At 52.8% G+C, this 23913-nt stretch carries 19 protein-coding genes and 1 tRNA gene; 11 read left to right on the plus strand and 9 right to left on the minus strand.

The genetic code is table 11. From position 1 onward, the window contains the following. Positions 1 to 6 precede the first annotated feature (6 nt). The 6 genes from lptB to F457_RS0100675 form a co-directional block, all read right to left on the minus strand. Positions 7 to 759 carry an LPS export ABC transporter ATP-binding protein gene (gene lptB, locus F457_RS0100650; RefSeq protein ID WP_018979196.1) on the minus strand — a complete coding sequence of 251 codons (753 nt, stop codon included), beginning with the start codon at positions 757 to 759 and terminating at the stop codon, positions 7 to 9. After that, complete coding sequence (locus tag F457_RS0100655) at positions 759 to 1664, minus strand: LptA/OstA family protein (RefSeq protein ID WP_018979197.1); 906 nt, start codon at positions 1662 to 1664, stop codon at positions 759 to 761. The genes lptB and F457_RS0100655 overlap by 1 nt, the downstream gene beginning before the upstream one ends. A gap of 10 nt (positions 1665 to 1674) precedes the next feature. After that, positions 1675 to 2421 carry an LPS export ABC transporter periplasmic protein LptC gene (lptC, locus tag F457_RS0100660; RefSeq protein ID WP_018979198.1) on the minus strand — a complete coding sequence of 249 codons (747 nt, stop codon included), beginning with the start codon at positions 2419 to 2421 and terminating at the stop codon, positions 1675 to 1677. After that, positions 2418 to 3395, minus strand: a complete 978-nt coding sequence (locus F457_RS0100665) for a KpsF/GutQ family sugar-phosphate isomerase (RefSeq protein WP_018979199.1) — start codon at positions 3393 to 3395, stop codon at positions 2418 to 2420. Before F457_RS0100665 ends, lptC begins: the two co-directional genes overlap by 4 nt. 19 nt (positions 3396 to 3414) lie before the next feature. Then, positions 3415 to 4065 (minus strand): ribonuclease D, encoded by a 651-nt coding sequence (locus F457_RS0100670; RefSeq protein ID WP_026294051.1) that lies wholly within the window; start codon positions 4063 to 4065, stop codon positions 3415 to 3417. 60 nt (positions 4066 to 4125) lie between these two features. Beyond that, a tRNA-Leu gene (locus F457_RS0100675) sits at positions 4126 to 4212 on the minus strand. 334 nt (positions 4213 to 4546) lie between these two features. On the opposite strand from F457_RS0100675, the gene F457_RS0100680 reads away from it, so the two are divergent. The 4 genes from F457_RS0100680 (at position 4547) to F457_RS0100695 (ending at position 13783) form a co-directional block, all read left to right on the plus strand. Further along, positions 4547 to 5968: an NAD(P)-dependent oxidoreductase gene (locus F457_RS0100680; RefSeq protein ID WP_018979201.1), complete on the plus strand. Its 1422-nt coding sequence runs from the start codon at positions 4547 to 4549 to the stop codon at positions 5966 to 5968. Then, a complete protein-coding gene (gene gltB, locus F457_RS0100685) occupies positions 5968 to 10482 on the plus strand; it encodes a glutamate synthase large subunit (RefSeq protein ID WP_018979202.1) in 4515 nt (1504 codons plus the stop codon). Before F457_RS0100680 ends, gltB begins: the two co-directional genes overlap by 1 nt. A 78-nt stretch (positions 10483 to 10560) precedes the next feature. Continuing rightward, the gene (locus F457_RS0100690; RefSeq protein WP_018979203.1) at positions 10561 to 12396 is read left to right on the plus strand and encodes a M3 family oligoendopeptidase; all 1836 of its coding nucleotides are present in this window, start codon (positions 10561 to 10563) and stop codon (positions 12394 to 12396) included. A 19-nt stretch (positions 12397 to 12415) separates the two neighbouring features. Beyond that, positions 12416 to 13783: an ABC1 kinase family protein gene (locus F457_RS0100695; protein ID WP_018979204.1), complete on the plus strand. Its 1368-nt coding sequence runs from the start codon at positions 12416 to 12418 to the stop codon at positions 13781 to 13783. Positions 13784 to 13785: 2 nt separating this feature from the next. Here the strand turns inward: F457_RS0100695 and F457_RS0100700 are convergent, their stop codons facing one another. Beyond that, positions 13786 to 14172, minus strand: a complete 387-nt coding sequence (locus F457_RS0100700) for a hypothetical protein (RefSeq protein ID WP_018979205.1) — start codon at positions 14170 to 14172, stop codon at positions 13786 to 13788. Positions 14173 to 14344: 172 nt separating this feature from the next. On the opposite strand from F457_RS0100700, the gene uvrB reads away from it, so the two are divergent. From uvrB to gshB, 4 genes are read left to right on the plus strand one after another with little or no spacing between them, the layout of a single operon-like run. Continuing rightward, the gene (gene uvrB / locus F457_RS11770) at positions 14345 to 16429 is read left to right on the plus strand and encodes an excinuclease ABC subunit UvrB (protein WP_245539084.1); all 2085 of its coding nucleotides are present in this window, start codon (positions 14345 to 14347) and stop codon (positions 16427 to 16429) included. A gap of 3 nt (positions 16430 to 16432) precedes the next feature. Continuing rightward, positions 16433 to 17332 carry an aldose 1-epimerase gene (locus F457_RS0100710; protein WP_018979207.1) on the plus strand — a complete coding sequence of 300 codons (900 nt, stop codon included), beginning with the start codon at positions 16433 to 16435 and terminating at the stop codon, positions 17330 to 17332. A 20-nt stretch (positions 17333 to 17352) separates the two neighbouring features. Beyond that, positions 17353 to 17853 carry a transcription elongation factor GreB gene (gene greB / locus F457_RS0100715; RefSeq protein WP_018979208.1) on the plus strand — a complete coding sequence of 167 codons (501 nt, stop codon included), beginning with the start codon at positions 17353 to 17355 and terminating at the stop codon, positions 17851 to 17853. Between the two features lie 21 nt (positions 17854 to 17874). Next, entirely contained in the window at positions 17875 to 18858 is a 984-nt protein-coding gene (gshB, locus tag F457_RS0100720; protein WP_018979209.1) for a glutathione synthase, read from the plus strand. 354 nt (positions 18859 to 19212) lie between these two features. On the opposite strand, the gene F457_RS11775 is transcribed toward gshB, so the two are convergent. Beyond that, the gene (locus F457_RS11775; protein ID WP_018979210.1) at positions 19213 to 19566 is read right to left on the minus strand and encodes a hypothetical protein; all 354 of its coding nucleotides are present in this window, start codon (positions 19564 to 19566) and stop codon (positions 19213 to 19215) included. A gap of 181 nt (positions 19567 to 19747) precedes the next feature. Between F457_RS11775 and F457_RS0100730 the strand changes: the two genes are divergently transcribed. From F457_RS0100730 to F457_RS0100740, 3 genes are all read left to right on the plus strand, one after another. Next, positions 19748 to 20404 (plus strand): class I SAM-dependent methyltransferase, encoded by a 657-nt coding sequence (locus tag F457_RS0100730; RefSeq protein ID WP_018979211.1) that lies wholly within the window; start codon positions 19748 to 19750, stop codon positions 20402 to 20404. A 142-nt stretch (positions 20405 to 20546) separates the two neighbouring features. After that, complete coding sequence (locus F457_RS11780; protein WP_018979212.1) at positions 20547 to 21764, plus strand: heme-copper oxidase family protein; 1218 nt, start codon at positions 20547 to 20549, stop codon at positions 21762 to 21764. Positions 21765 to 21804: 40 nt separating this feature from the next. Next, entirely contained in the window at positions 21805 to 22728 is a 924-nt protein-coding gene (locus F457_RS0100740; protein WP_211209027.1) for a heme o synthase, read from the plus strand. A 191-nt stretch (positions 22729 to 22919) separates the two neighbouring features. On the opposite strand, the gene F457_RS0100745 is transcribed toward F457_RS0100740, so the two are convergent. Beyond that, positions 22920 to 23906, minus strand: coding sequence for a Tim44 domain-containing protein (locus F457_RS0100745; RefSeq protein ID WP_018979214.1), 987 nt, complete (start codon positions 23904 to 23906; stop codon positions 22920 to 22922). Positions 23907 to 23913 lie beyond the last annotated feature (7 nt).

Raw genomic sequence — 23913 nt, forward strand, 5'->3', positions numbered from 1 at the left:
TGCGATTTATTTAAGGCTGAAGGCTTCGCCAAGATAAACGCGGCGTACATCTTCGTTAGCGACGATGGCTTCAGGCGTGCCCTCCATAAGGACTTTTCCACTATGGAGGATATAGGCACGGTCAATAATCTCAAGTGTTTCGCGCACATTATGATCGGTAATAAGCACACCGATCCCGCGGTCTTTGAGGTGAGAGACAAGGTCTCGAATCTCGCTCACAGCAATGGGGTCAATCCCAGCTAGTGGTTCATCTAATAGAATATAATTGGGCTGGCTTGCGAGAGCGCGGGCAATCTCAAGGCGGCGTCGTTCCCCACCGGAGAGAGCAAGGGCTGGGGAGCGACGCAAACGCGTAATCCCGAATTCAGCGAGGAGCCCGTCAAGCATTTCTTGGCGTTTATCACGATCGGATTCGATCACTTCCAGCGCAACCATGATATTTTGCTCAACCGTCAGTCCACGGAAGATACTTGCTTCTTGTGGGAGGTAGCCAACCCCTAAGCGGGCGCGCTGGTACATAGGGAGCGGTGTGATATCAGACCCTTCAAGGGTGATACTGCCTGTGTCAGCCGGAACGAGGCCGACAATCATGTAGAAACTTGTAGTCTTCCCAGCGCCATTAGGCCCAAGCAGGCCAACAGCCTCGCCACGTTGTACATGGAGCGAGACATTCTGCACGACGGCTCGCTTTTTATAGCTCTTGCCGATGCCACGAGCAGCGAGCCCTTTATTGAGATAAGATGGGAGGTCAGTGTCCATTATTGATTGGCCTCATTGGGAACAACAAGCCCCTGAATGGGGGAGTCCGTGCCGGGAAGCATGTGGGAAATGCCGGTCTTCATATCCACAATCGCTTGTGACCCATTATTCTGGTTCTGCCCTTGTGTCACATGAACATGGCCAATGAGACGCGCGAGCTGAGGGCCGAAGAGATAAACGCCACGGTCCCCCGTAGCAACTTGGTTACGGGTGCGGATAACGACGTGGCCCCACCCATAAGCACGGTCAAGGCTCGAATTGGATGGTGCCTGCCCAGAACGTGCGGCATCAGCGGCATTTTGCGCTTTCTGTTGGTTAGAAAGTCCAATAGCCTCCAGCACATCAGCAATAATGCGATGGCCATCTGTCGTGGTGACTGTCGCCTCTCCACGTCCAATAGAGACATGCGTATTGGGGTAATACTCCACTAAGTCACGAGCCGTCATTGTTTGGCGTGGCGTGGTGAACTTCATGTTTTTACCGGTCATGATCATAACGGCTTTATCCACATCATAAAGCCCGTGATCGCCCCAACCTTGGTCACGTAGATTGTACACATGCACATGTCCACGGGCCTCTACGCGGTAAAGCTCCATAGAAGAATCACCTGAGGCGTTGTCTTTTTTAGGAGCTGCAGGGTTAGCGGCTTTATGGCGAAGGTACCCGATCAGCACATCACCATCGACGGTAATGTCGCCACGTTGTGCCCGCGCCCCTCCTGTCAGGGTAACGGTTTGCTGATTCCGGTCGTAAATTTCTTCTTTTTTCCAATAGAGATGAACCACCTGACCGTGAGAGCGGTCAGGCGTTTTGGGCCCAACAGCAGTTGACGCCGCGAATGCAGAGGAACAAAGCGCCGCAAACGCCGTGCAGGAGGCCAGAAAGAGAGAAAAAGAAGAACGCATCATGCCTCCTTTATGGCCTTTTATTCGTCGAAACAGAAGGGGGGTGAGGTGTTAAATCATTAAAACGGTTGGTTAAACCCGGTCCCATAAATTGAACAATGTTTTCTTCTTGGTCAAGAAACGCACTCTGGGCGTCTTGGGTTCCAAAAGGCCCTTCGGCATGCACCCACTCATGGGTTGTGATGACTTGTTGTTTCATATCCATATCAGCCGATGGGGTGTTTAAAAGCGTGCCATCATTACGGTACATGACCACGTGCCCATCAAGGTTGAGGGTTTGTTCATGCTGTAGGTAAACGCCGCGATCGGCACGGATATGCATCCATTCCCCACGAGGCAGCATGATATCCGCTTCGGGATGATTAAGGTTAATACGATCATCGCCAAGTTGGCGAGCGGTCTGTGCTGTCAGTGTATAGGGGTGATTATGCGAATCAATATCGCGATAGACAGCATGTTCCATAGCTCCACTATCGATATGAAGCTGGCGCATTTCACGAAGAATGGCGCGGTCTTGATGAACAAGATGGTTAAGCTCTGGCCAAATGGCGATAGAGGCCAGCAAAACCCCAGCGAGTGACGGTAGCGCCCATTTCGCCAGAGTAAGGCGCGAGCGGCGGCGTGCCATCGCTTTGGGTGTTGGAGGGCGACGCACACGTTGGAATGCGGCTTTGCGGAGTGCATCTAGTTTGCGCAGGGGCTCGCTTCCCTGCTTATGAGTGAAATCCTCACGATGTGGAGAGGGTTTGTCCGTCATAGAACACCTGCTTGCAAAAAGTCATGCAGATGTAAAATACCAAGCGGACGCTGTTGGTCATCAAGCACGAACAGGCTACTGACAGGTACAGCGCGATCGTGCATTTGATGAAGCGCATCTTGCATCAACGTTCCAGGACTGGTCGTTAACGGGTTTGGATTCATGATGTCCGCTGCGGTGGTGCGATCAAGATCACGCTTCAAAGCACGGCGTAAGTCACCATCCGCGATGAGGCCGCAGAACCGCCTGTCATGGTCAATAACCCCCATACAACCGAATGCTTTGCGCGTCATTTCGATAATGACTGAACGCAGCGGTAAAGTGGGGGAGCCAAGAGGCATGGATGTTCCCGTATGCATGAGCTCGCGGACAGGACGTAAACGTGCCCCGATTTGTCCTGCAGGATGAAGGCGGCTGAAATCATGCGCGGTGAAACGACGGTGCTCCATGAGAGCAATAGCAAGCGCATCGCCAAGAGCGAGTTGCAGGAGCGATGATGTTGTTGGAGCGAGATTAAGAGGGCACGCTTCTTGCGCAGGGGGGAGAGTTAGGCAGACTGTAGAGGCACGCCCCAGAGAAGATGCCGCTGCTGACGTTATCCCAATGAGAGGGAGAGCATTATGAGCGGCAAAAGCGAGGAGAGGGGCGAGCTCAACACTTTCACCGGAGCTGGAGAGAGCTAAGACAATATCGCCGGGCTGAATAATGCCTAGGTCACCATGTGCGGCTTCAGCAGGGTGGAGGAAAAGGGCGGGAGTGCCTGTAGAGGCTAATGTTGCTTGAATCTTGCGTCCAATATGTCCCGATTTCCCGATACCAGTAATGATAAGGCGGCCGGGAGCAGCCAAAATCTGTGTAACAGCGTGCTCAAGCGCAACACCTAAAGGCCCATTAAGCGCCTGTTCAAGGCGCTCTAGCCCTTCACGCTCTACGGTGAGGGCTTTACGGGCTGCTGTGAGGGGTTGAGCAGTCATAACACAACCACAATCCGCGTTAGGCGCGGTGTGCAAAAATGTCCGAGACATCATAGCCTAGCAAATCAAGCTTGGCACGTGTCGGCAGGAAGTTATAGCAGTCTTGGGCGAGGTCGCGGCGTTCCTCACGAATGAGCATCGCCTCAAGTTTTCCCCATAATGCGTGAAGGTGAAGAACATCGGCAGCAGCATAGCGCTTTTGGTCTTCTGTAAGGTTTACTGCTCCCCAATCAGAGCTTTGCTGCTGTTTGGAGAGTTCAATACCGAGAAGCTCACGGCAAAGATAAGCGAGGCCGTGACGATCGGTAAAGGTATAAACAAGCCGCGCTGCAATTTTTGTGCAGACGACAGAGGTAAGCGTAATGCCAAGATTATGCTGTAAGACGGCAACATCGAAACGTGCGAAATGCATCAGCTTGGTTACAGAAGAATCTGTGAGGAGTTTTTTCAGGTTGGGGCAATCATAGCCTCGTCCACCAAGGCGGGTTGGCTTAATTTGGACGAGATGGGCCTCTCCATTGCCTGAAGAAAGCTGAACAAGACACAACCGATCACGATGAGGGTTGAGCCCCATTGTCTCAGTATCAATGGCAACCACCGACCCAAGGTCTAGAGCGTCCGGCAGGTCTCCGTCATGAAGATGAATGACGACGTTACGCGGATCGTTCATGGTGTCACCAGATAATAATAAAGAGGAAAGATAAGCCATCTAAAATTATGGTGGCTTATATGGTGCCCAGAAGAAGACTCGAACTTCCACGTCCCGAAGGACACAGGCACCTGAAGCCTGCGCGTCTACCAATTCCGCCATCTGGGCAAAGAGGCTCTCGATTTGTCGTGACGACTATCGAGCTGGTGAGGTGCTTTCTACGCATCTGAGGGGAGGCCGTCAATATGCAAAATGCATGAAAGGTTAAAAAAGAGCAGGAGAAGAAGTAGGGCCAAAACGGACTTATTTTGTTGTGAATAATTCTCATTTATAAACAATGGATATATTCTGTTGATGAAAAAGGTAAGTATTGCTGCCTATTCATTTGTTTATTTCAGCGTATATCGTGAAGCCAGCGAGGGTTTTGCCTCATAGATTTATAGTTAGATGTGCTGTGCGTTCCGTCGGTAGTGCGGGCGTTGTCGCGAAGGAGATTGCGCTCATGACTGAGAAAATGTTGCGTTTTGTAAGCTGCTCTCAGCATCCTCCAGAGAAACGTCCTGCATCGGAGCGTCGGCATGATGGTCGCGAAATTTATGAAGGTTTTTCACTAGAACGGGCTGAAGAACAGGCATCACGGTGCTCTCAATGTGGAATTCCCTTTTGTGCGGTGCATTGTCCACTTGAGAATGTCATTCCCGAATGGTTGCGCTTAGCGGCGAGTGGACGACTGGAAGAAGCTTATGAGCTTTCTTCATCTACCAATAGCTTTCCAGAAATTTGTGGCCGTATCTGCCCGCAGGATCGTCTGTGTGAAGGCAATTGCGTGATCCATAAAGGGTTTCGCAGCGTAACGATCGGTGCTGTCGAGCGCTTCATTACAGAGACAGCATTTGCAGAGGGGTGGGTGAAGCCTGCTCTCCCTCATCATGACCGTGGGCAGAGCATTGGTATTGTTGGTTCAGGCCCCGCCGGGCTTGCATGCGCGGAGCGCTTGCGCGCGAAAGGCTATGAGGTTCATGTCTATGAGCGTCAGAATAAGCCGGGCGGGTTGCTGATGTATGGTATCCCTAGCTTTAAGTTGGACAAAGAGGTCGTTGAGCGTCGATGGCGTCTGCTTGAAGAGCAGGGGATTATGTTCCATCTCGGCCAAGCTATTGGCTCTAAGGATGGTGAGTTATCTCTTGAGACGCTCCGCTCACGTCATGATGCTGTCTTTTTAGCAACGGGTGTGTATCGCTCCCGTCAGGTGAAGGTTCCCGGTGTGGGGATGGACGGGGTCGTTGATGCTCTGGATTACCTTAAAGAGTCCCATAGTCCTTCAGAGGAGCTGAACGCGAAAGGGCGGCATGTGGTTGTTATTGGCGGGGGCGATACCGCGATGGACTGCATGCGCACTGCCATTCGACAAGGGGCGGAAAAAGTTACCTGCGCCTATCGTCGGGATCGCGACAATATGCCCGGCTCCCGCCAAGAGGTCGCGAATGCAGAAGAAGAGGGGGCTTACTTCCAGTGGCTCGCTGCTCCTGAAGCATTTATTGGTGAGGATCATGTTCATGCCGTGCGCCTCAAAGAGATGCGCCTTGGTGCCGCTGATGAGCAGGGGCGGCGTATGGTCGAGCCATCTGGGGGGCATAATACATTGCGGGCAGATATGGTTATTTGCGCCCTAGGGTTTGAGCCAGAAGATTTGCCAGGTCAATGGCATGAGCCGGAGCTCGCGGTGACGCCATGGGGCACGCTAAAAGTGCCAACAGGAGGGTATGAGACGAGCCTTTCTGGTGTGTTTGCAGGTGGCGATATTGTGCGTGGGGCCAGCTTAGTGGTCTGGGCGATCCGTGATGGTCGTGACGCGGCGGCGGCTATCCACACGCATCTATCTCATAAGACAACCCCCTCACAGCCTGTTCAGGAGAATGCATAATGTCAGATCGTACGTTTGTTCGTGAGTATCAGGACAATATTGAGCGTCTGCGCGGTGTGTATGATCCGCTTCAAGAGCATGATGCGTGTGGTGTTGGGGTTGTTGCTGCTCTTGATGGGGCGCCAACACGTTCTGTCGTCAAGGCTGGGATCGAAGCGCTGGGGAATCTCTGGCACCGCGGCGCTGTGGATGCCGACGGGAAGACCGGAGATGGTGCGGGTATTCATGTTGAGATCCCACAAAACTTCTTTGCTGCGGCTATTTATAGCGGTGGTGATGTCGTGGTTGAAGGGCGCATTGCTGTCGGTATGGTCTTTCTTCCGCGTACAGATTTAGGGGCGCAAGAGAGTGGTCGTCAGATTATTGAAACCGAGATTTTAAAATTCGGTTACGGGATTTATGGCTGGCGTCAGGTGCCTATCGACACGTCTTATATTGGCGAAAAAGCCAATGAGACACGGCCAGAAATTGAACAGATCATGATCCGCAACACGCTAGGGCGTGACGATAAAACGTTTGAGCGTGATCTGTATGTCATCAGACGGCGAATTGAGAAGGCCGCCGCTCATGCGCATGTCGATGTGTATATCTGCTCGCTGTCATGCCGTTCTGTGATTTATAAAGGGATGTTTCTGGCTGAAAATCTAACAGATTTTTACCCAGATTTGCTGGATGAACGTTTTGTGTCGCGTTTTGCGATTTATCATCAACGTTATTCGACCAATACTTTCCCAACATGGAAATTAGCGCAGCCTTTCCGCAAAATTGCCCATAATGGTGAGATCAACACGCTATCAGGTAATGTGAACTGGATGCGTGCGCATGAAACGCGTCTGTCTCACCCTGATCTTGACCCGTATATGGATGCGCTTAAACCTGTTGTTCAAGTCGCAGGGTCTGACACGGCGGCCTTGGATAATATTTTCGAGCTTCTGACGTTCGCTGGGCGTGACGCTACGGCGGCCAAGGCGTTGCTCGTGCCGGCTTCCGCAGGTGCGAATTCGTCTATGCCTCCAAAAGTGAAGGCGTTCTTCCGCTATTGTAATGCAGTGATTGAACCGTGGGATGGACCGGCTGCGCTGTGCGGTACTGATGGGCGCTGGGTGATTGCGGGGCTAGATCGTGCCGGGCTGCGGCCATTGCGCTATAGCATCACCAAAGATCGCTTACTGATTGTTGGCTCTGAAACCGGCATGGTGCGTGTTCCTGATGAATCTGTGCTGCAACGCGGGCGCTTAGGGCCGGGGCAGACATTGGCGTTGGATTTGGAAGAAGGACAGCTCTACGCGCCTGATGACGTGATGGAGCTTCTGGCATCACGGCAAGATTTTGAACGTTGGGTTGACCAAATTCAGGACATCAGTCCGCTTTTTGCCGATGTTCATGAAAAAGGGGCACTCGCGGTTGAAGAGCTTCGTCGTCGTCAGCTCGCGGTAAGCCTGACCTATGAAGAGATGGAAACCATCCTTCAGCCTATGGTTGCCAATGCGGCGGAAGCTATCGGCTCTATGGGGGATGATACACCACTTCAGGTGTTGTCGGGTCATTATCGAGGTTTGGCGCATTATTTCCGCCAAGGGTTTAGTCAGGTGACGAACCCGCCAATTGATAGCTTGCGGGAAACGCGTGTGATGAGCCTCATTACACGCATGGGGAACCTTGGGAATATTTTGGAAGAAGCATCAAGCCAGTGCCGCCTTCTTCAGCTTTCCAGTCCTATTTTGACCAATGGTGAGTTCGATAAACTTCGTCAGGTATGCGATACGCAAGGGGCGGTGATTGATTGCACCTTCCCTATTGAATGGGGCGAGAACGGTTTACGTCGCGCGCTGACAGAGATGAGCCGTCAGGCAGAAGATGCGGTGCGTGGGGGCTGTAGCCATCTCTTCCTTACTGATGAGCATAGCGGGGCTGAGCGTGTGGCTGTGCCGATGATTTTGGCGACAGCGGCGGTGCATCGTCACCTCATCAACCAGTCCTTGCGTACCTTTACATCGGTCAATGTGCGGACATCCGAAACGCTCGATGTGCATGGTATTGCGGTGACGATTGGTGTCGGGGCGTCCACGGTTAATCCGTGGCTTGCACAGCATGGCATTGCAGACCGTGTGCGTCGTGGCCTTCTGGGCAGCATGACGATGGGCGAAGCGATGCAGCGTTACCGCACAGCGGTGGATAAGGGTCTGCTCAAGATCATGTCCAAGGCCGGGATTTCGCTCGTGGCTTCTTATCGGGGTGGGTATAACTTTGAAGCCGTGGGGCTGTCTCGTGCCCTGGTGTCGGAGTTCTTCCCCGGTATGGCCTCGCGTATTTCCGGCATTGGTCTGTCGGGGATCGCGCGTCATGTGCTGCATGCGCATAAAAAAGCATGGGGTCAGGAGGGTGTTGTCACCCTGCCGGTTGGCGGACGCTATAAAATCCGCCCGAAAGGGGAGGTGCACTCCCTGTCAGCTACCGTGGTGCATTTGCTCCAAACAGCCGTGACGGCCAATAGCTCGAAGCTTTATCGTCGCTATAGTGAGGCATTGCGGGCTCAACCACCAATTGCGCTGCGTGATTTGCTGGATTTTCGCACATCGGCTCGCTCAATCGACGTGGACGATGTAGAGGGGATTACCCAAATCCGCCGTCGTTTGGTCGCTCCGGGGATCTCGCTGGGGGCACTCAGCCCCGAAGCACATGAGACGCTTGCGATTGCAATGAACCGCATTGGTGCGAAGTCTGATTCGGGCGAGGGGGGAGAAGACCCATCACGGGCATATCCACGCCCTAACGGTGATAATGCCTCATCGGCCATTAAGCAGGTGGCTTCCGGGCGTTTTGGTGTGACTGCCGAATATCTCAATGATTGTCGTGAGATTGAGATTAAGGTCGCACAAGGTGCCAAGCCAGGTGAAGGTGGGCAGTTGCCCGGCTTTAAGGTGACGGAGTTAATTGCCCGCTTGCGTCATGCAACGCCGGGTGTGACGTTGATCTCACCCCCACCGCATCATGATATTTACTCGATCGAAGATCTTGCCCAGCTCATTTATGACCTCAAGCAGATCAACCCTGATGCAACCGTCACCGTCAAGCTTGTGGCGCGCACAGGGATTGGAACGATTGCGGCGGGTGTGGCGAAAGCCAAAGCTGACGCTATTTTGATTTCTGGCCATTCAGGTGGCACGGGGGCGAGTTCTCAATCCTCCATTCACCATGCAGGTTTGCCGTGGGAGATGGGGCTGAGTGAAGCGCATCAGGTCTTGATGCTCAACCGCCTCCGTCATCGCCTTGTGTTGCGTGTTGATGGCGGGATTAAGAGCGGGCGTGATGTGGTGATCGCAGCCATGCTGGGGGCTGAGGAGTTCGGTATTGGGACGGCAGCGCTTGTCGCGATGGGCTGCATTATGGTGCGGCAGTGCCACTCGAATACCTGCCCGGTTGGTGTTTGTGTACAGGATGAAGACCTACGTAAGAAGTTCGAAGGATCACCCGAGAAGGTCATTAATCTCTTCACGCTGATTGCCGAAGACGTTCGCACCATTCTAGCTCGCCTCGGTGTGCGATCACTGACGGATGTGATCGGACGAACGGATATGCTGCATCAGGTTTATCGTGGTGCGGAATATTTGGACGATTTGGATCTTAACTCGTTGCTCGTGCAGGCAGATCCAGGCGGTTATGCGCGCTACTGCACGCGTGAGGGGCGTAATGCCGTGCCTGATACGCTGGATGCACAGATCATCAATGATGCACGGCCGCTTTTTGAACGGCGTGAAAAGCTGCATCTGCAATATGATGTGCGGAACACGCATCGTGCTGTAGGCACTCGGATTTCGTCGTTGATTACGCGTAAATTTGGCATGAATAGCCTGCCTGAAGGGCATCTAACCTTGTCGTTGCGTGGCTCTGCAGGGCAGTCTTTGGGCGCTTTTGCTGTGCATGGTCTGCGGATTGATGTGGAAGGCGATGCAAACGACTATGTCGGTAAGGGACTATCCGGGGCGACGTTGGTGTTGCGCCCAAGCCAAGCGGCGCATTGGGAGTCGTCTGAGAATTCCATTATCGGCAATACAGTTCTGTATGGTGCGACGGCAGGGGCGCTGTTTGCGGCAGGGCAGGCCGGCGAGCGCTTTGCGGTTCGGAATTCCGGTGCTGTGGCGGTCGTGGAAGGCTGCGGGTCTAATGGCTGCGAATATATGACCGGTGGCACCGTGGTTGTTTTGGGTAAGGTTGGTGATAATTTCGGTGCGGGCTTTACTGGTGGAACGGCCTATGTTCTGGATATTGATGGCGGGTTCGCCTCCCGTGTCAATGGCGATACGCTAACGTGGAAGCGTGTCACCGTATCGCGCTGGGCGGATGAGCTTCGTCGTTTGGTAGAACGGCATGTGACAGAAACGGGCAGTGCCTATGCCGCGAGCTTACTCCATGCTTGGGAGGATATTTTGCCGCAATTCTGGCATGTCGTGCCTCAGGATTACGCTCGGATTATCGGCTATGAGGACGAGGATCTCAGCAGTCTTTCAGCCTAATGGTGGAGGGGAGCGCTCATAAAACAGTGAAGAAAGGGCGTTCCCACCATCCGCAGTTCGGGTTAGTCTGACGGGATGATGACTGTACCATTTGCTTCTCCCCGTTCATTTTCTCCCAATCAACCGACGGACACAGCCCAGGAAGGGGCGGTGTCTGCTCCGCGTTGGGACTTATCAGACCTCTATGCCTCTCCTGAAGATCCAGCCTTAGAAGCGGACTTCACACGTCTGGAGAAGGCGGCACAAGATTTTGAAAAGAGCTGGAAAGGTCAGCTTTCAGAGGCATCGCCTGCCTCTCTTGCTCAAGCACTCAGCGCGTATGAGGAGATTGAGGAGGGCCTCGGTAAGATTGGCTCCTACGCTCAGCTGTTATTTGCGGCTCATACAACAGACCCAAAATGTGGACGCTTTGCCCAAGCGGTGCGGGAGCGCATCACGACACTTTCGACGCATTTGCTGTTCTTTTCCTTAGAGCTAAATCGGCTAAGCGATGAGGCTGTCGCGACAGCGCTTAAAGACCCAGCCCTTGCGCCTTGGCAGCCTTATTTGCGTGATTTACGTGTGTTCCGCCCGTATCAGCTCTCCGATGAGGTTGAGCGTGTGTTGATGGAGACATCTGTCTCTGGACGTGATGCGTGGGTGCGTCTCTTTGATGAAACAATGGCTGGGCTGACCGCCTCGCTTGACGGGAAAGATCTCCCGATTAATGAGGTCTTTACACAGCTGACCGATAAAGATCGTGCCAAGCGTGAAGCCGCAGCAAAAGCGATTAGCCGGGCACTGGCCGAAAAGCAGCATCTGTTGGTGAGCATCACCAATACATTGGCTAAAGATAAGGCCACGTCAGATGCGCTCCGTGGTTATCCACGCCCTGTCAGCAGCCGTAACCGGGCGAATATGGTGGAAGATGAGGTGGTGGATGCGCTGGTCAGTGCGGTTGACCAGTCCTTTCCGCGTTTATCTCATCGCTATTACAGCTTAAAAGCAAAATGGCTGGGCCTCGACAAGCTCGAACATTGGGATCGTAATGCCCCATTACCGGACGTGGACGATAAGCGTTTGAGTTGGGAAGAGGGCAAGGCCCTTGTGCAGAAGGCTTACGCAGGGTTTGACCCGGAGATGGGGCGCCATGCAGAGACGTTCCTGACCCATCCATGGATTGATGCGGCCGCCGTGCCGGGGAAATCCTCGGGGGCCTTTGCCCATCCTGTCGTCCCGTCGGTTCATCCCTATATTCTGATGAACTATCAGGGCAAAGCGCGCGATGTGATGACTCTGGCTCATGAGATGGGGCACGGCATTCATCAGCTTCTTGCGGGACAAAAGCAGGGCTATCTCCGTTCCTCCACACCGCTGACATTGGCCGAGACGGCGTCTGTTTTTGGAGAGATGCTCACTTTCCAGTCTTTGGTGGATGCCGAACCATCACCGCAGCGTAAGCGTCATCTTCTCGCCTCAAAGGTGGAAGATATGCTCAATACGGTTGTGCGTCAGATTGCGTTTTATCAGTTTGAAGTGCGCCTTCATGATGAGCGCCGCCGCGGCGAAGTGTCTGCCGAGCGGATCGGCACGATTTGGCGTGAGGTGCAGGAGCGGAGCCTTGGCTCTGCCTTTAACTTCACCCCCGATTATGACCTTTATTGGTCGTATATCCCGCATTTCATCCATGTACCGTTCTACGTATATGCGTATGCCTTTGGGGATTGCCTCGTGAACGCGCTGTATGGCGTGTATCGCGACCAGCCTGAAGGGTTCGCTGAGAAGTATAAAACCATGCTTGAAGCGGGTGGCACGCTCCGTCATCAGGATTTGTTGGCTCCATTTGGACTGAATGCCAGTGATCCAGCTTTTTGGAATCGTGGGTTGGATGTCATTAGCGGGCTGATTGACCAGCTTGAATCTGAAAGCGTCTAAGAGAGGAAGGTAAACGGTCATGGCACGCGAAAGCGACCTCGATAAGACGGGCTTTGTGGACAGTATGCAGCGTATGTTTCGCACATCCGGCGCTGTTGGGGGGGTGGCGGCGCGAATGGCCGGCCATAGGCTGGGCTTGCGTTCTGACCATAGCCAGCATGCAGAAGGGTTGCGTGCCGTGCTGGGTAATCTGCGAGGCCCCTTGATGAAGGGGGCTCAGCTGCTCTCTACCATTCCCGGTGCGTTGCCTGATGAGTATGCGGAAGAGCTGGCTCATTTGCAGGCCAATGCGCCTCCTATGGGCTGGAGCTTTGTTCAGCGGCGCATGAAGACGGAGTTGGGGGCTGACTGGCAGAAATATTTTCGTTCTTTCAGCCATGACGCTGTTGCGGCAGCCTCTTTGGGGCAGGTGCATCGTGCCGAGCTGGCTGATGGCCGTGAGGTTGCTTGTAAACTGCAATATCCGGGCATGGCCGGAGCGATGGACAGCGACCTCCGCCAGCTGAAGCGTGGCCTTGGCGTGTATGGCCTTTTTAGCTCCGCGATCCGTCAAGATGAGGTTTATGCTGAGTTGGCAGAGCGGATGCGTGAGGAGCTGGATTATACGCGCGAGGCCAGCCATTTACGCCTCTACCGGGCAATTTTGGCCGATACGCCGAGCGTGCATGTGCCAGAGCCAATGGCTGGGCTGACAACAGAACGGTTGTTGACGATGCAATGGACGCCTGGGCGTTCCATGAAGGCTGTGCTGGCTGAAGAATTGTCTCAAGAAGAGCGTAACGCGATTGCGAAGGCGCTTTTCCAAGCATGGTATCGTCCCGTTTATCGCTATGGGGTTATACATGGTGACCCGCATATGGGGAATTTCACGATCCGTAAGGATGGTGGGTTAAATCTTCTGGATTTTGGTGCGGTACGTGTGTTTTCCCCTCGGTTTGTAGGAGGGGTTGTGTCCTTATTTGAAGCTCTGCGTCGTGATGATGAGGAGGGCGCGTACCAAGCCTATCATGATTGGGGCTTTCGCGATCTCTCTCGTGAGACGGCGTCTGTGCTCAATGAATGGGCGCGTTTCTTCTACCGTCCTCTTATGACAGACCGTGTTTGCACCATGCAGGAAAGCAATGACCCAGCCGAAGCCCGGGAAGTGCTGGAACGTGTATATGAGGGGCTTAAGCGCACAGGCGGCGTTACGTTGCCGCGTGAGTTTGTAATGATGGATCGTTCTGCGATTGGTTTAGGCAGTGCCTTCTTACGTCTTGGCGCGCGCCTGAATTGGCATGAGCTGTTCCAAGAGCTGATTGAGGATTTCAGCGTGGATGCTCTAGCTGAACGTCAGAAGGAGGCACTCGACCGTGCGGGCGTAACACCAGCACGGTCTATGATCTAAGCTTATTTAAACAGCTTACCGAGGAGGGTGCTGCCAATATTTTGCATAGCACCCGATTCGAGGGATTTGCCGAGATCAGAGTTTAGAAGGCTGGAGATCATATCAGAGGTACCGCTATTTTCTCCGCCTTCTTTATTTTCTGCTTCGTTCTTTTGGCCAAGCAGGCTGAGCACACCGTGGAATTGCTGAAGCAAGGAGTCCGCACTGCCTTGGCCATCTTGGAAGGTGGAGGCGACTTTTTTGAGCTGTCCGACCCATTCCCCAGCTTGGCTGTCACCATTATCAGCGGCGTTTTGCATATGGCCAATGACGCCATCAAGCAGCTTGAAGGCTTCCTCAGCCGTGTTGCGGAAGTTGGTATAAGTCTCGCCGATTTTCTCGATGTCCATAAGAGAGGCTTCTTTCTCAGAATGTCATAAGGTTTCTGTCCTTATAGCAGGTTTTTCTTAAGAGAAGGCTTTGAAAAAATGCTTTTATCTTGCGGGAAAGACGAAATCTTCCCATCTTGGGGCTATGGCATCACATTCTTCTAAAGAAACGACCACATCAGCTCAGCCTGTTATGTCTCCCTTTATGCCGGTGCGTCAGCCTGTTCGGCCGAAATTGCACCGCTTTAAGGTGAGTTCTGACTATGAACCGTCAGGCGATCAGCCTAAGGCCATTGAGCAACTTGCTACCGGGTTTAAAGAAGGCGAGCGGAACCAGGTGCTTTTAGGGGTCACGGGGTCGGGCAAGACCTTTACGATGGCCAAGGTGATTGAAGCCGTGCAGCGGCCAACCTTGATTATGGCGCCCAATAAAACGCTGGCTGCTCAACTTTATAGTGAAATGAAACAGTTTTTCCCCGATAATGCGGTGGAATACTTTGTTTCCTACTATGATTATTACCAGCCGGAAGCGTATGTTCCGCGCTCTGATACCTTCATTGAAAAAGACAGCCAGCGGAACGAACATATTGACCGTATGCGCCATGCAGCAACGCAGGCGCTTTTAGAGCGCGACGATGTTATTATCGTGGCGTCTGTCTCGTGTATTTACGGTATCGGAGCGCCTGAATCTTACGCCCGTATGATGGTGCAGATTGAGGAAGGCGGCACGCTTGATCGTGATGACCTCATCCGCTCTTTGGTAGAGCTGCAATATCAGCGCAATGATATGGCGTTTGAGCGCGGCACATTTCGTGTGCGGGGGGAGCAGATTGATATTTTCCCTGTGCAGAATGAAGACCGCGCGTGGCGGATCAGTCTTTTTGGGGATGAGATTGAGGAAGTGATCGAATTTGACCCGTTAACAGGTCATAAAACGTCTGATCTCGGGACGGTGAAAGTTTACGCGAACTCCCATTATGTCACACCGCGTCCAACGCTTAACCAAGCCATGGGGCTTATTGCGACAGATTTAGAGAAGCGATTGGCTGACTTTAAAGCGCAAGATAAACCGCTAGAAGCCGAGCGGATTAAGCAGCGAACTGACTTTGACCTTGAAATGATGGAAACAACGGGGGCGTGTAAAGGGATTGAGAACTATTCACGCTACCTGACGGGGCGCCGACCCGGTGATCCTCCACCAACCTTGTTTGAGTATCTCCCTGAAGATGCGATGCTGATCGTGGATGAAAGCCATGTTGGTGTGCCGCAAATTGGTGGGATGGAACGGGGCGATAGAGCGCGTAAGGAAACGCTCTCGGAGTTTGGTTTCCGGTTGCCGTCCTGCGTTGATAACCGCCCTCTTTCCTTTGCAGAATGGGAGCGCTTCCGTCCGCAAAGCTTGTTTGTCTCAGCCACACCGGGCAAATGGGAGATGGAACAGACAGAGGGCGTGTTTGCTGAGCAGATTATTCGCCCAACTGGCTTGATTGATCCCGTCACGATTGTACGCCCTGTTGAGGGGCAGGTGGATGACTTGCTGCATGAAGCGCGGGAGACGATCAAAGAAGGCGGTCGTGTCCTCGTCACGACGCTGACCAAGCGGATGGCTGAAGACCTGACGGAATATCTCTCAGAGCATGATATACGCGTCCGCTATCTGCATTCTGACGTGGATACGTTGGAGCGGATCGAGATTATCCGTGATCTACGCCTCGGGACTTTTGATGTGTTGGTGGGGATTAACCTATTGCGAGAGGGGCTGGACATTCCAGAATGTTCTCTCGTTGCCATCTTGGATGCGGATAAAGAAGGCTTTCTACGGTCACGGACATCGCTGATCCAAACCATTGGGCGTGCGGCGCGTAATGTGGAGGGGCGCGTGCTGCTCTATGCAGATAAAATGACCGACAGCTTGCGTTACGCTATTGATGAAACAGCCCGCCGGCGTGAAAAACAAATCGCGTGGAATGAAGCGCACGGTATTACGCCACAGACAGTGAAAAGCCGGATTAACGATACGCTGTTTATTCAAGAGGAAATTACAGGTAAGGAAGCAGCCTCTTCCAAGGTGGATCCGCAACTCCCCATTGAGGCGCTGCGTAAGCAGATGCGTGAAGCAGCAGCGGAGCTGGACTTTGAAAAGGCAGCGACATTGCGTGATGAAATTAGACGCCGAGAAGCGGAAGAAATAGGGCTTGTGCCAACACGCCAGACATCGGAGAAGGGGGCGACATCCTCCTCATCGCTTCGTAAACGTCCCCGGAAAAAGAAGGATTAAACCATGCTTGAACTGACAAAAGGACGGCACCGCCTCACACTTCTTCCGGAGACAGGGGGAGCGATTGGGCAGTGGCAGGTAGATGGGCATGATGTCTTCCTCCCTGTGCAGACAGCAGAGCTTACGGCACAGCGTGGCGTGGCGGTCGGGGCATACCCTCTTGTGCCCTATGTCAATCGTGTGGCCCATGGCCAGTTCTCCTTTGCGGGGCATGAGTATCATATGTCACCGAATATGGAGGGATGCCCGCACCCGATTCATGGTAATGCGTGGGAAAATGAGTGGACGGTTCTTCATAAAAGCGACAGTCATGCAATCTTGGCTTTTGACCATCAGCCTCAAAACGGTGATGGGGTGAATGACCTACATTGGCCGTTCGCCTATCGTGCTGTGCTGTCTTACGCCCTACGAGGGGAGATGTTGGAAGTCGCGCTGGTGGTTGAAAACCGTGATACGGTTGAGCAGCCTGTGGGTTTCGGTTTCCATCCTTTCTTAGCATCGGGGCAAGAGGCTTCGCTCTCTTTTGATGCGCGCGATGTGTGGATAACGGACGGGCAGGGCCTGCCTGTTGAGGCGCAGCCTTGTGACGGGGAATGGTCGTTTCAAACGCCTAAGCCAATCTATGAGCGTGGGTTAGATAATGGCTTTACCGGCTTTGGCGGGGCAGCAGAGCTGCGACAGGCGGGGCCAGTGGGGGGCATTCGTGTTGAAGCAGACGCTATTTTTGATCATCTAACCGTTTTTACCCGCGAGAATGGTTCTTTCGTTGCGATAGAGCCTGTGACCAGCATGACAGATGCCTTAAATCGTCCTGATATTGCAGATCGCGGTGTGCATGTGCTCAAACCGGGCCAGCGCCTTGGGGGCAATATTCGTTTCACCGTCCTTCCTTCAAACGCATAATCAGGAGACGTGAAGCGCTTATGGTAACGGAGAAAATTGCACTTAATCGCTATTTGTCGCCCTATGGGGCCGCATTGATGCGTCGGGAATTGCGCGAGTTAGCCCAAGAAGAACGACCGAAAGTGGTGGAGGTTGTCTCCTGGGCGGCCAGTAATGGTGATCGTTCTGAGAATGCTGATTATCAGTATGGAAAGCGGCGCCTCCGAGAGATTGACCGTCGTATGCGCTTTTTAACGCGTCGGTTAGATCAAGCTGTTATCGTTGATCCGGCTGCTCAGAAGAATCGTGATCGTGTCTTCTTTGGTGCAACCGTCTGTTATGCCGATGAGGACGATCGTGAGTATAAGGTAACCATTCTTGGTGCGGATGAAGCTGATCTTGCTCGTGGTGAGGTGAGCCTTATCTCTCCGGTAGCGCGGGCTTTGATGCGCGCACGCGTGGAAGATGAAGTTACTCTTCATACGCCCTCCGGCCCTATGATCATTGAAGTTCTTTCGATTTCTTACCCTCAATCTCCCTGATGAACAGGAGCCTGTACTGAAATGACGCTCTCATCCCCACGCCGTGTTGCGGTGCAGATGGATCCACTTGAGGAAGTCAATATTGATGGCGATTCAACCTTTGCCATGATGTTGGAGGCACAGCGCCGGGGGCATACGCTGTATGTATATCACCCAACGTCACTCGCTCTTGTGGAAGGGGAGGGAACCTCTGGCCGCTTACAAGCACGTGTGCGTCCGGTGAATGTCCAGCGTAAGAAGGGAGAGCATGCGGTTTTTGGCCTAGAGGAACGACTTGATCTTGGTGCAATGGATGTCATCTTGATGCGTCAGGATCCACCCTTTGATATGGGCTATATTACCGCGACCCATTTGTTGGAGCATATTCACGGTGTGGGAGAGGGTAAGGCTCTTGTGGTCAATAACCCTGTTTCTGTGCGGAATGCGCCTGAAAAGCTGTTGGTGACGCACTTTCCTCACCTCATGCCGCCTACTTTGGTGACATGGGATATAAAGATGATTGCCGAGTTTCGGCAGAAGCACCAAGATATTATTCTCAAACCGCTTTACGGGAACGGCGGTGCGGGTATTTTCCGCGTGAAACCTGATGATGAGAACTTCACGTCTTTGCTGGAAATGCATTTTTCGCGCTCGCGTGAGCCTTTGATGGTGCAGCGTTATGAACCAGCTGTCAGACTGGGTGATAAACGTATCATCCTCGTCGATGGTGAACCGATCGGGGCGATTAACCGTGTGCCTGCTCAGGGAGATACACGCTCTAATATGCATGTAGGAGGGCGAGCCGAAAGCGTTCGTTTAACTCCGCGCGATCAGGAAATATGCGCTTCCATTGGGCCTTACCTCAAAGAGCATGGTCTGATCTTTACCGGAATTGACGTGATCGGTGACTGGCTAACAGAGATCAACGTGACGTCTCCAACTGGCCTGCAAGAGCTGGATCGGTTTGATCAGATCAATAGTGCAGGTTTGATCTGGGAAGCGATCGAAAAGCGTCTCGCTGTTTAAGTTTAGTAGAAACGTTATGAGGGTTGTTTTCGTAAAAATTTAGCTCAGGAACAGGCCAGAGCATCTTCATTACCACGCAGCGCGTAGAAGAGTTGTTATGCGTGTATGGAGAGAGCAATTTTTATTGGGAAGAGAAAGCCTGCTTCAAGGTATCTCCTGCCTTTAACAAGCCGTCTGGCAAGCTCATATATCCTTCATGTGCGATCGTAGATTTCTGGCCGTCTGACTGCCCTCTTAAGCGAAGGAGGGCAGAAGCCGACCATTTGCCTAATGTTACCGACCTCTAAAAGAGCCATGGCCAGCGTCTCCCGAGGCAATGGAATGCCGCGGGGAGAAAAGAAGCTGGCCAACTGCTTATGAAGAGGTCTTTTGGGAAGAGGGCTTGTCTTCCTTCGACTGTGCAGCAGAAGAGGGGGGTGCTTCTTCTTCGTCCTCTTTCATAGCTGCTTCCTTCTCAGCTTGAAGGGCAGCTTCGATAAGGGCGATTTCTTTTTCACGCTTTTCTTTGGCTTGCTCTTCAGTTTCATATTTAAAGGGTAGGGGAGCGGCCCCGCCGAAAAGACTATTTTCCTCACTGGCCTTGGGTGGCTTGTCACGCGTAAAGCGATTAACGAACCAAGGAATAATGCGCTCCCGATAGTAAACGAAAAATAAGCCTCCCCATGCTAGAACAGCAAGGAGCGCGAAAGCGATGTTGAGATACTGCATGATGGAGTGTTTCTCCTATGCGACGTTGGGTTGATGAGTATAGTCAGAAATGTTTTTTTTGATAGCTGTTGCTCTTTTGCCAGATATGCCCCTTGAAGAGAGTATAGGAAGCATGGTTCAACACCAACACAGGAAGCGCTCCCTTTGGGTGGGGCGGTTAAAGTGAGGTTGCAGTAGTTCCATGAAGTCTTCCTTCCAGCCCCGTTCCGCTTTGGACGCGGATAGCGTCCGTTTAGCGTATCGTCGATGGGCCCGTTTTTATGACTCCGTTTTTGGTGGAGTGTCAGCCTTTGGGCGCCGGCAAGCGGTCACAGCGGTCAATGCTCTCCCTGGTGAAAAAGTTCTCGAGGTTGGTGTTGGCACGGGGCTTGCTTTACCCCTTTATAACAAAAACAAGCGCATTACAGGGATCGACCTGTCCGAGGATATGCTTGAGAGAGCACGTCAGCGAGTCGTCCGTGAGCATTTGAGCAATGTGGATGATCTTGCTGAGATGGATGCTGAAGCAACTATCTTTGAAGATAACAGTTTTGATATTGCCGTGGCGATGTTTGTTGCCTCTGTCGTGCCACATCCTGACGCGTTGCTTAAAGAGTTGAAACGTGTTGTCCGTCCTGGTGGGCATATTTTATTTGTAAATCATTTTCTTGCTCAAGATGGCCTGCGCCTTAAAGTTGAGCGCGCTATGGCGAGTGCGTCGCGCTCGTTGGGGTGGCATCCAGACTTTGCGATTGAGACACTTCTTCCGCCAGAAGATATGCAAAGAGCGACGATCAGACCTGTTCCGCCGCTTGGCTTGTTTACTCTCGTGACATTGCCGCAAAACAAGGATACATAAGAGAGCGCAGCTTTATTCGTTGTGATAGTGCGCTGCTTTGACCTCTCTGCCGTGCTAGAGGCAGAGTCAGCGTGACTGATGGGCGTATGGGGCTGCCCGGCAACCGTTCGGCCCGGAATTTTAACAAAAGCTGACATAAGCCGTGACTGTAGACCAATCTAATTCTTCAATTTTCCCCTCTAAAACAGCCGTCTTAGGGGGAAGTTTTTTATTATTGGCTCTTTTCTCAGGCATTTTAGGTGGTGCACTTGCTCTGCCTGTATTTCGCACATCCCCGACGGAAGGGATGGTCGTTGCGCACGCTGTTCTCATGACATTTTTTGTGATGTGCCCTGCCGTTTTGGGGGGCGTCGCCTGTTGCTCCTTGCCCAAGCTTCTTGGGGGAGACCGCATGATGCTGCCGACAGCTTCCGTAATCGGCTGGGGACTCTTAGCATGTGGTGTTCTGTCTCTTCCTGTCTCTCCGGCCATTGGCTTGGCTCTATGGGCGCTGGGGATAGGGGGCGTTGCTATGGATGTCATCGCCACGGTGCTGGAAGGTCGGCAGGTACGCTTCCGTGAGTTGGCACCGCTTGCTTGGTCTCTGCTTGCACTGTCTATGGCTCTTATTGTCGTCGTACCTGTTTTATTGGCTCTCTTGGTTAAGGGGGTGGCCCCGATTACGGTTGTGGAAAAGCTGCGTGTGCCAGAAATGAGCATGATGCTTATTCCAGCCCTAGGGATTGTGGCGCAAACCCTCTTTGGGGGAGCAGCATCTCGCCACGGCCTTACCCATCGTGTGGCTCCTTATGCGTTTATTGTCATGGGGTTGGTGGGGCCGCTTTTATGGGCTGATGCGCTCTTTGGGGGCGTCCCAGGTTATTACGAAACATTGGCACTTATCGTGGGGCAGGTTGTACCAGGGGGGAGCATTCTATTCGCTCTTTGCCGCGACAGTTGGTCTCATTCTCTTCGTTACAGGGCGTCAGTGTTATGGTCTTTGGGGGCTGTGGCGTTGCTCGCTGTTGGTTGGGGCGTTGCTCTCTTCCCTGAGCTTATGGCGGGCCATGGGATGGGTGAAGAGTTTGGTCATCAAGCGGCGGTTTTTGGTGCATTATTGGCTTTAAGTGGGGCCTTTTATGCGTGGTTTGCGCGCGATCGGGCTGTAGGCTCTTTATGGTATGAAGGCGCTGGAAGCGTTCATGCGCTGCTCACCTTTGCTGGAGCTCTTTGCACCCTTGTTCCACAATGGGAAGAGCTCGCTGTTGCTTTAATGACAGCGAGTCTCGTTGGGTATTTCTATCTAGGCATGGCGGCCTGGAAGCGTGTCTTGCAAAATTATATGCGCGCTGCCTCTAGCGTGGTGGTAAAAAGAGGATAACAAGGTGGCTCATCGCTTGTCTTTTCGTGCCCTCTCCCCAATTAGGGAGTTATTTTCTCTAGAAGGGCGTGATGGCGACGCAGCCCTAAGAGAATGGCTTCTTCTTTTGAAGCCCCGTGTGATTTCACTGGTTGTTTTTACGGGGCTTGCCGGTATGGCTGTGGCCCCTCGCTGGCCATCCATTCCGATTGGGTTGATCGTGATCAGCTGTATCTGCGTTGGTGCAGGGGCCGCTGGGGCGATCAATATGTGGTATGACCGCGATATTGACGCCATTATGAAACGCACCAGCGTGCGTCCTGTGCCTGATGGACGCGTACAGGCAAGCTCTGCTTTGATCTATGCTATCATTTTATCCGTCATTTCCGTCATTGTGCTATGGCTTGCAACAAATGCCTTAGCAGCGGGCATCCTTGCTTTTTCCATCTTCTTTTATGGCGTTGTGTATACGATGTGGTTGAAGAGGAACACGCCGCAAAATATCGTCATTGGTGGGGCTGCGGGGGCTTTCCCGCCTATGATTGGCTGGGCAGCGACGATGGATTCTTTGGACGTCTTGCCCGTTACGATGTTCGCAATTGTCTTTTTGTGGACGCCGCCGCATTTTTGGTCGCTCGCTTTATATGCCTGCAAAGATTATAAAAAAGCGGGAATTCCGATGTTGCCGGTCATTAAAGGGCCGCGATATACACGCCAACAGATTGTTTTTTATACGATAATTCTAACCGCTGTCTCATTGGTTCCTAGCTTTGTAGGGCAGTGCGGATGGTTCTATACGGCTAGTGCAGTCATATTAGATGTTGGCTTTCTCTATTTTACCGTTAAGGTGTTACGAGACCGTCAGGATGAAAAAGGATTTAGTCAAACAGCTGACAAGCCAGCACGTTTGGCCTTTCGTTATTCGTTAGCGTATCTTTTTCTCCTTTTCTGTGGGCTTCTAATTGATAGGGTTCTTTTGGCATGACAGACCATCTCTTCCCTCGGCGCCGGCGCAGCCGGTTATGCGGTATCGTAACGAGCCTGCTCTGTCTTTCTTTATCGATTTTTATTATCGCTTTGTATCGCCTGTAACGTCAGGCGGGCACTATAAAGGAAACCCCCTGAGGATAAATCCTAGGGGGTTTCCTTTATAGAATCGTGTAAAAGAGCCTCTTTTTATCCCGCTTGCTGGATAGCGGAGAGGATCCAGTTTCCACGTCCTTCTGCGCGGGCAAAAGTCCAGAGTTCTGTAACTGTTTGCGGTTCTGTGCGGCTGCCATCAATGACATTGCCCATGGAGTCTGTCGTGACATCAATCAGCGAATAACGCAGTGCCACTGTGGCGTAGGTCATGTCATTCTCACGCCAAGATTCTGATAGATCTCCGCGGAGAAATTGAACCTGAGAGACAACATTACGAGCCCCGCGGCTGGTGAGGTTTGATAGCTGCTCGTTGAAATAGCTGACCATCTCAGGTGTTGCCAGACGTTGGAGCGCAGCAATGTCTTGATTGCTCCACGCTTCTTGCACATTCACGAGCAGATTCTGAAACGCGGTATAATCCTCTTGAGAGAGCGAAACAGGGGTGCTGTTGGGCTGAGAAGACGGGCCAAAAGCATTCGTGCTAGTGCCACCAAACGAGGAGTTGTCGGACTGACCTGCCGTGTTCGGAAGGCTCGGCTTTTTCCACAAACGGATGAGCAAGCTGATAATTCCGGCAATGATAAGAACCTGGAACAGGAAGCCAAAGAAAGAGCCTCCACCACCTGAGAAGCCGCTAAAGAACCCGTGGCCACTCAGCATGCCGAAAAGCCCTGCTCCGATAAAACCACCAGCAAGACCGCTGAGGAACGGATGGCGTGCTGTAAAGGGTGGGCGTGCCTGGCCCATAGCGCGGTTCCCGAAGGAAGAAGCACCCATTCCAGCACCCATCCCCATACCGCCGCGGCCCATAGAGGAAGGCGGCGCTTGAGGTGTGACGCTGCGCTCCATTGGGCGGGACCAGTTAGGTGTCAAGGAGGTGCGCGGTGCGTCACTCCATGTGTGAGAACCGCGGCTTCCCATTGAACGGCCACTACCTGCGCGCGCATCAGCCTGTGGGGCAAAAGCGACTAATGGCAGGCACATAAGGGCCATAAAGAGAGAGAAAAAACGGAGACGCATAATTCGG

Source organism: Saccharibacter floricola DSM 15669, from assembly GCF_000378165.1.
Taxonomy (GTDB): domain Bacteria; phylum Pseudomonadota; class Alphaproteobacteria; order Acetobacterales; family Acetobacteraceae; genus Saccharibacter; species Saccharibacter floricola.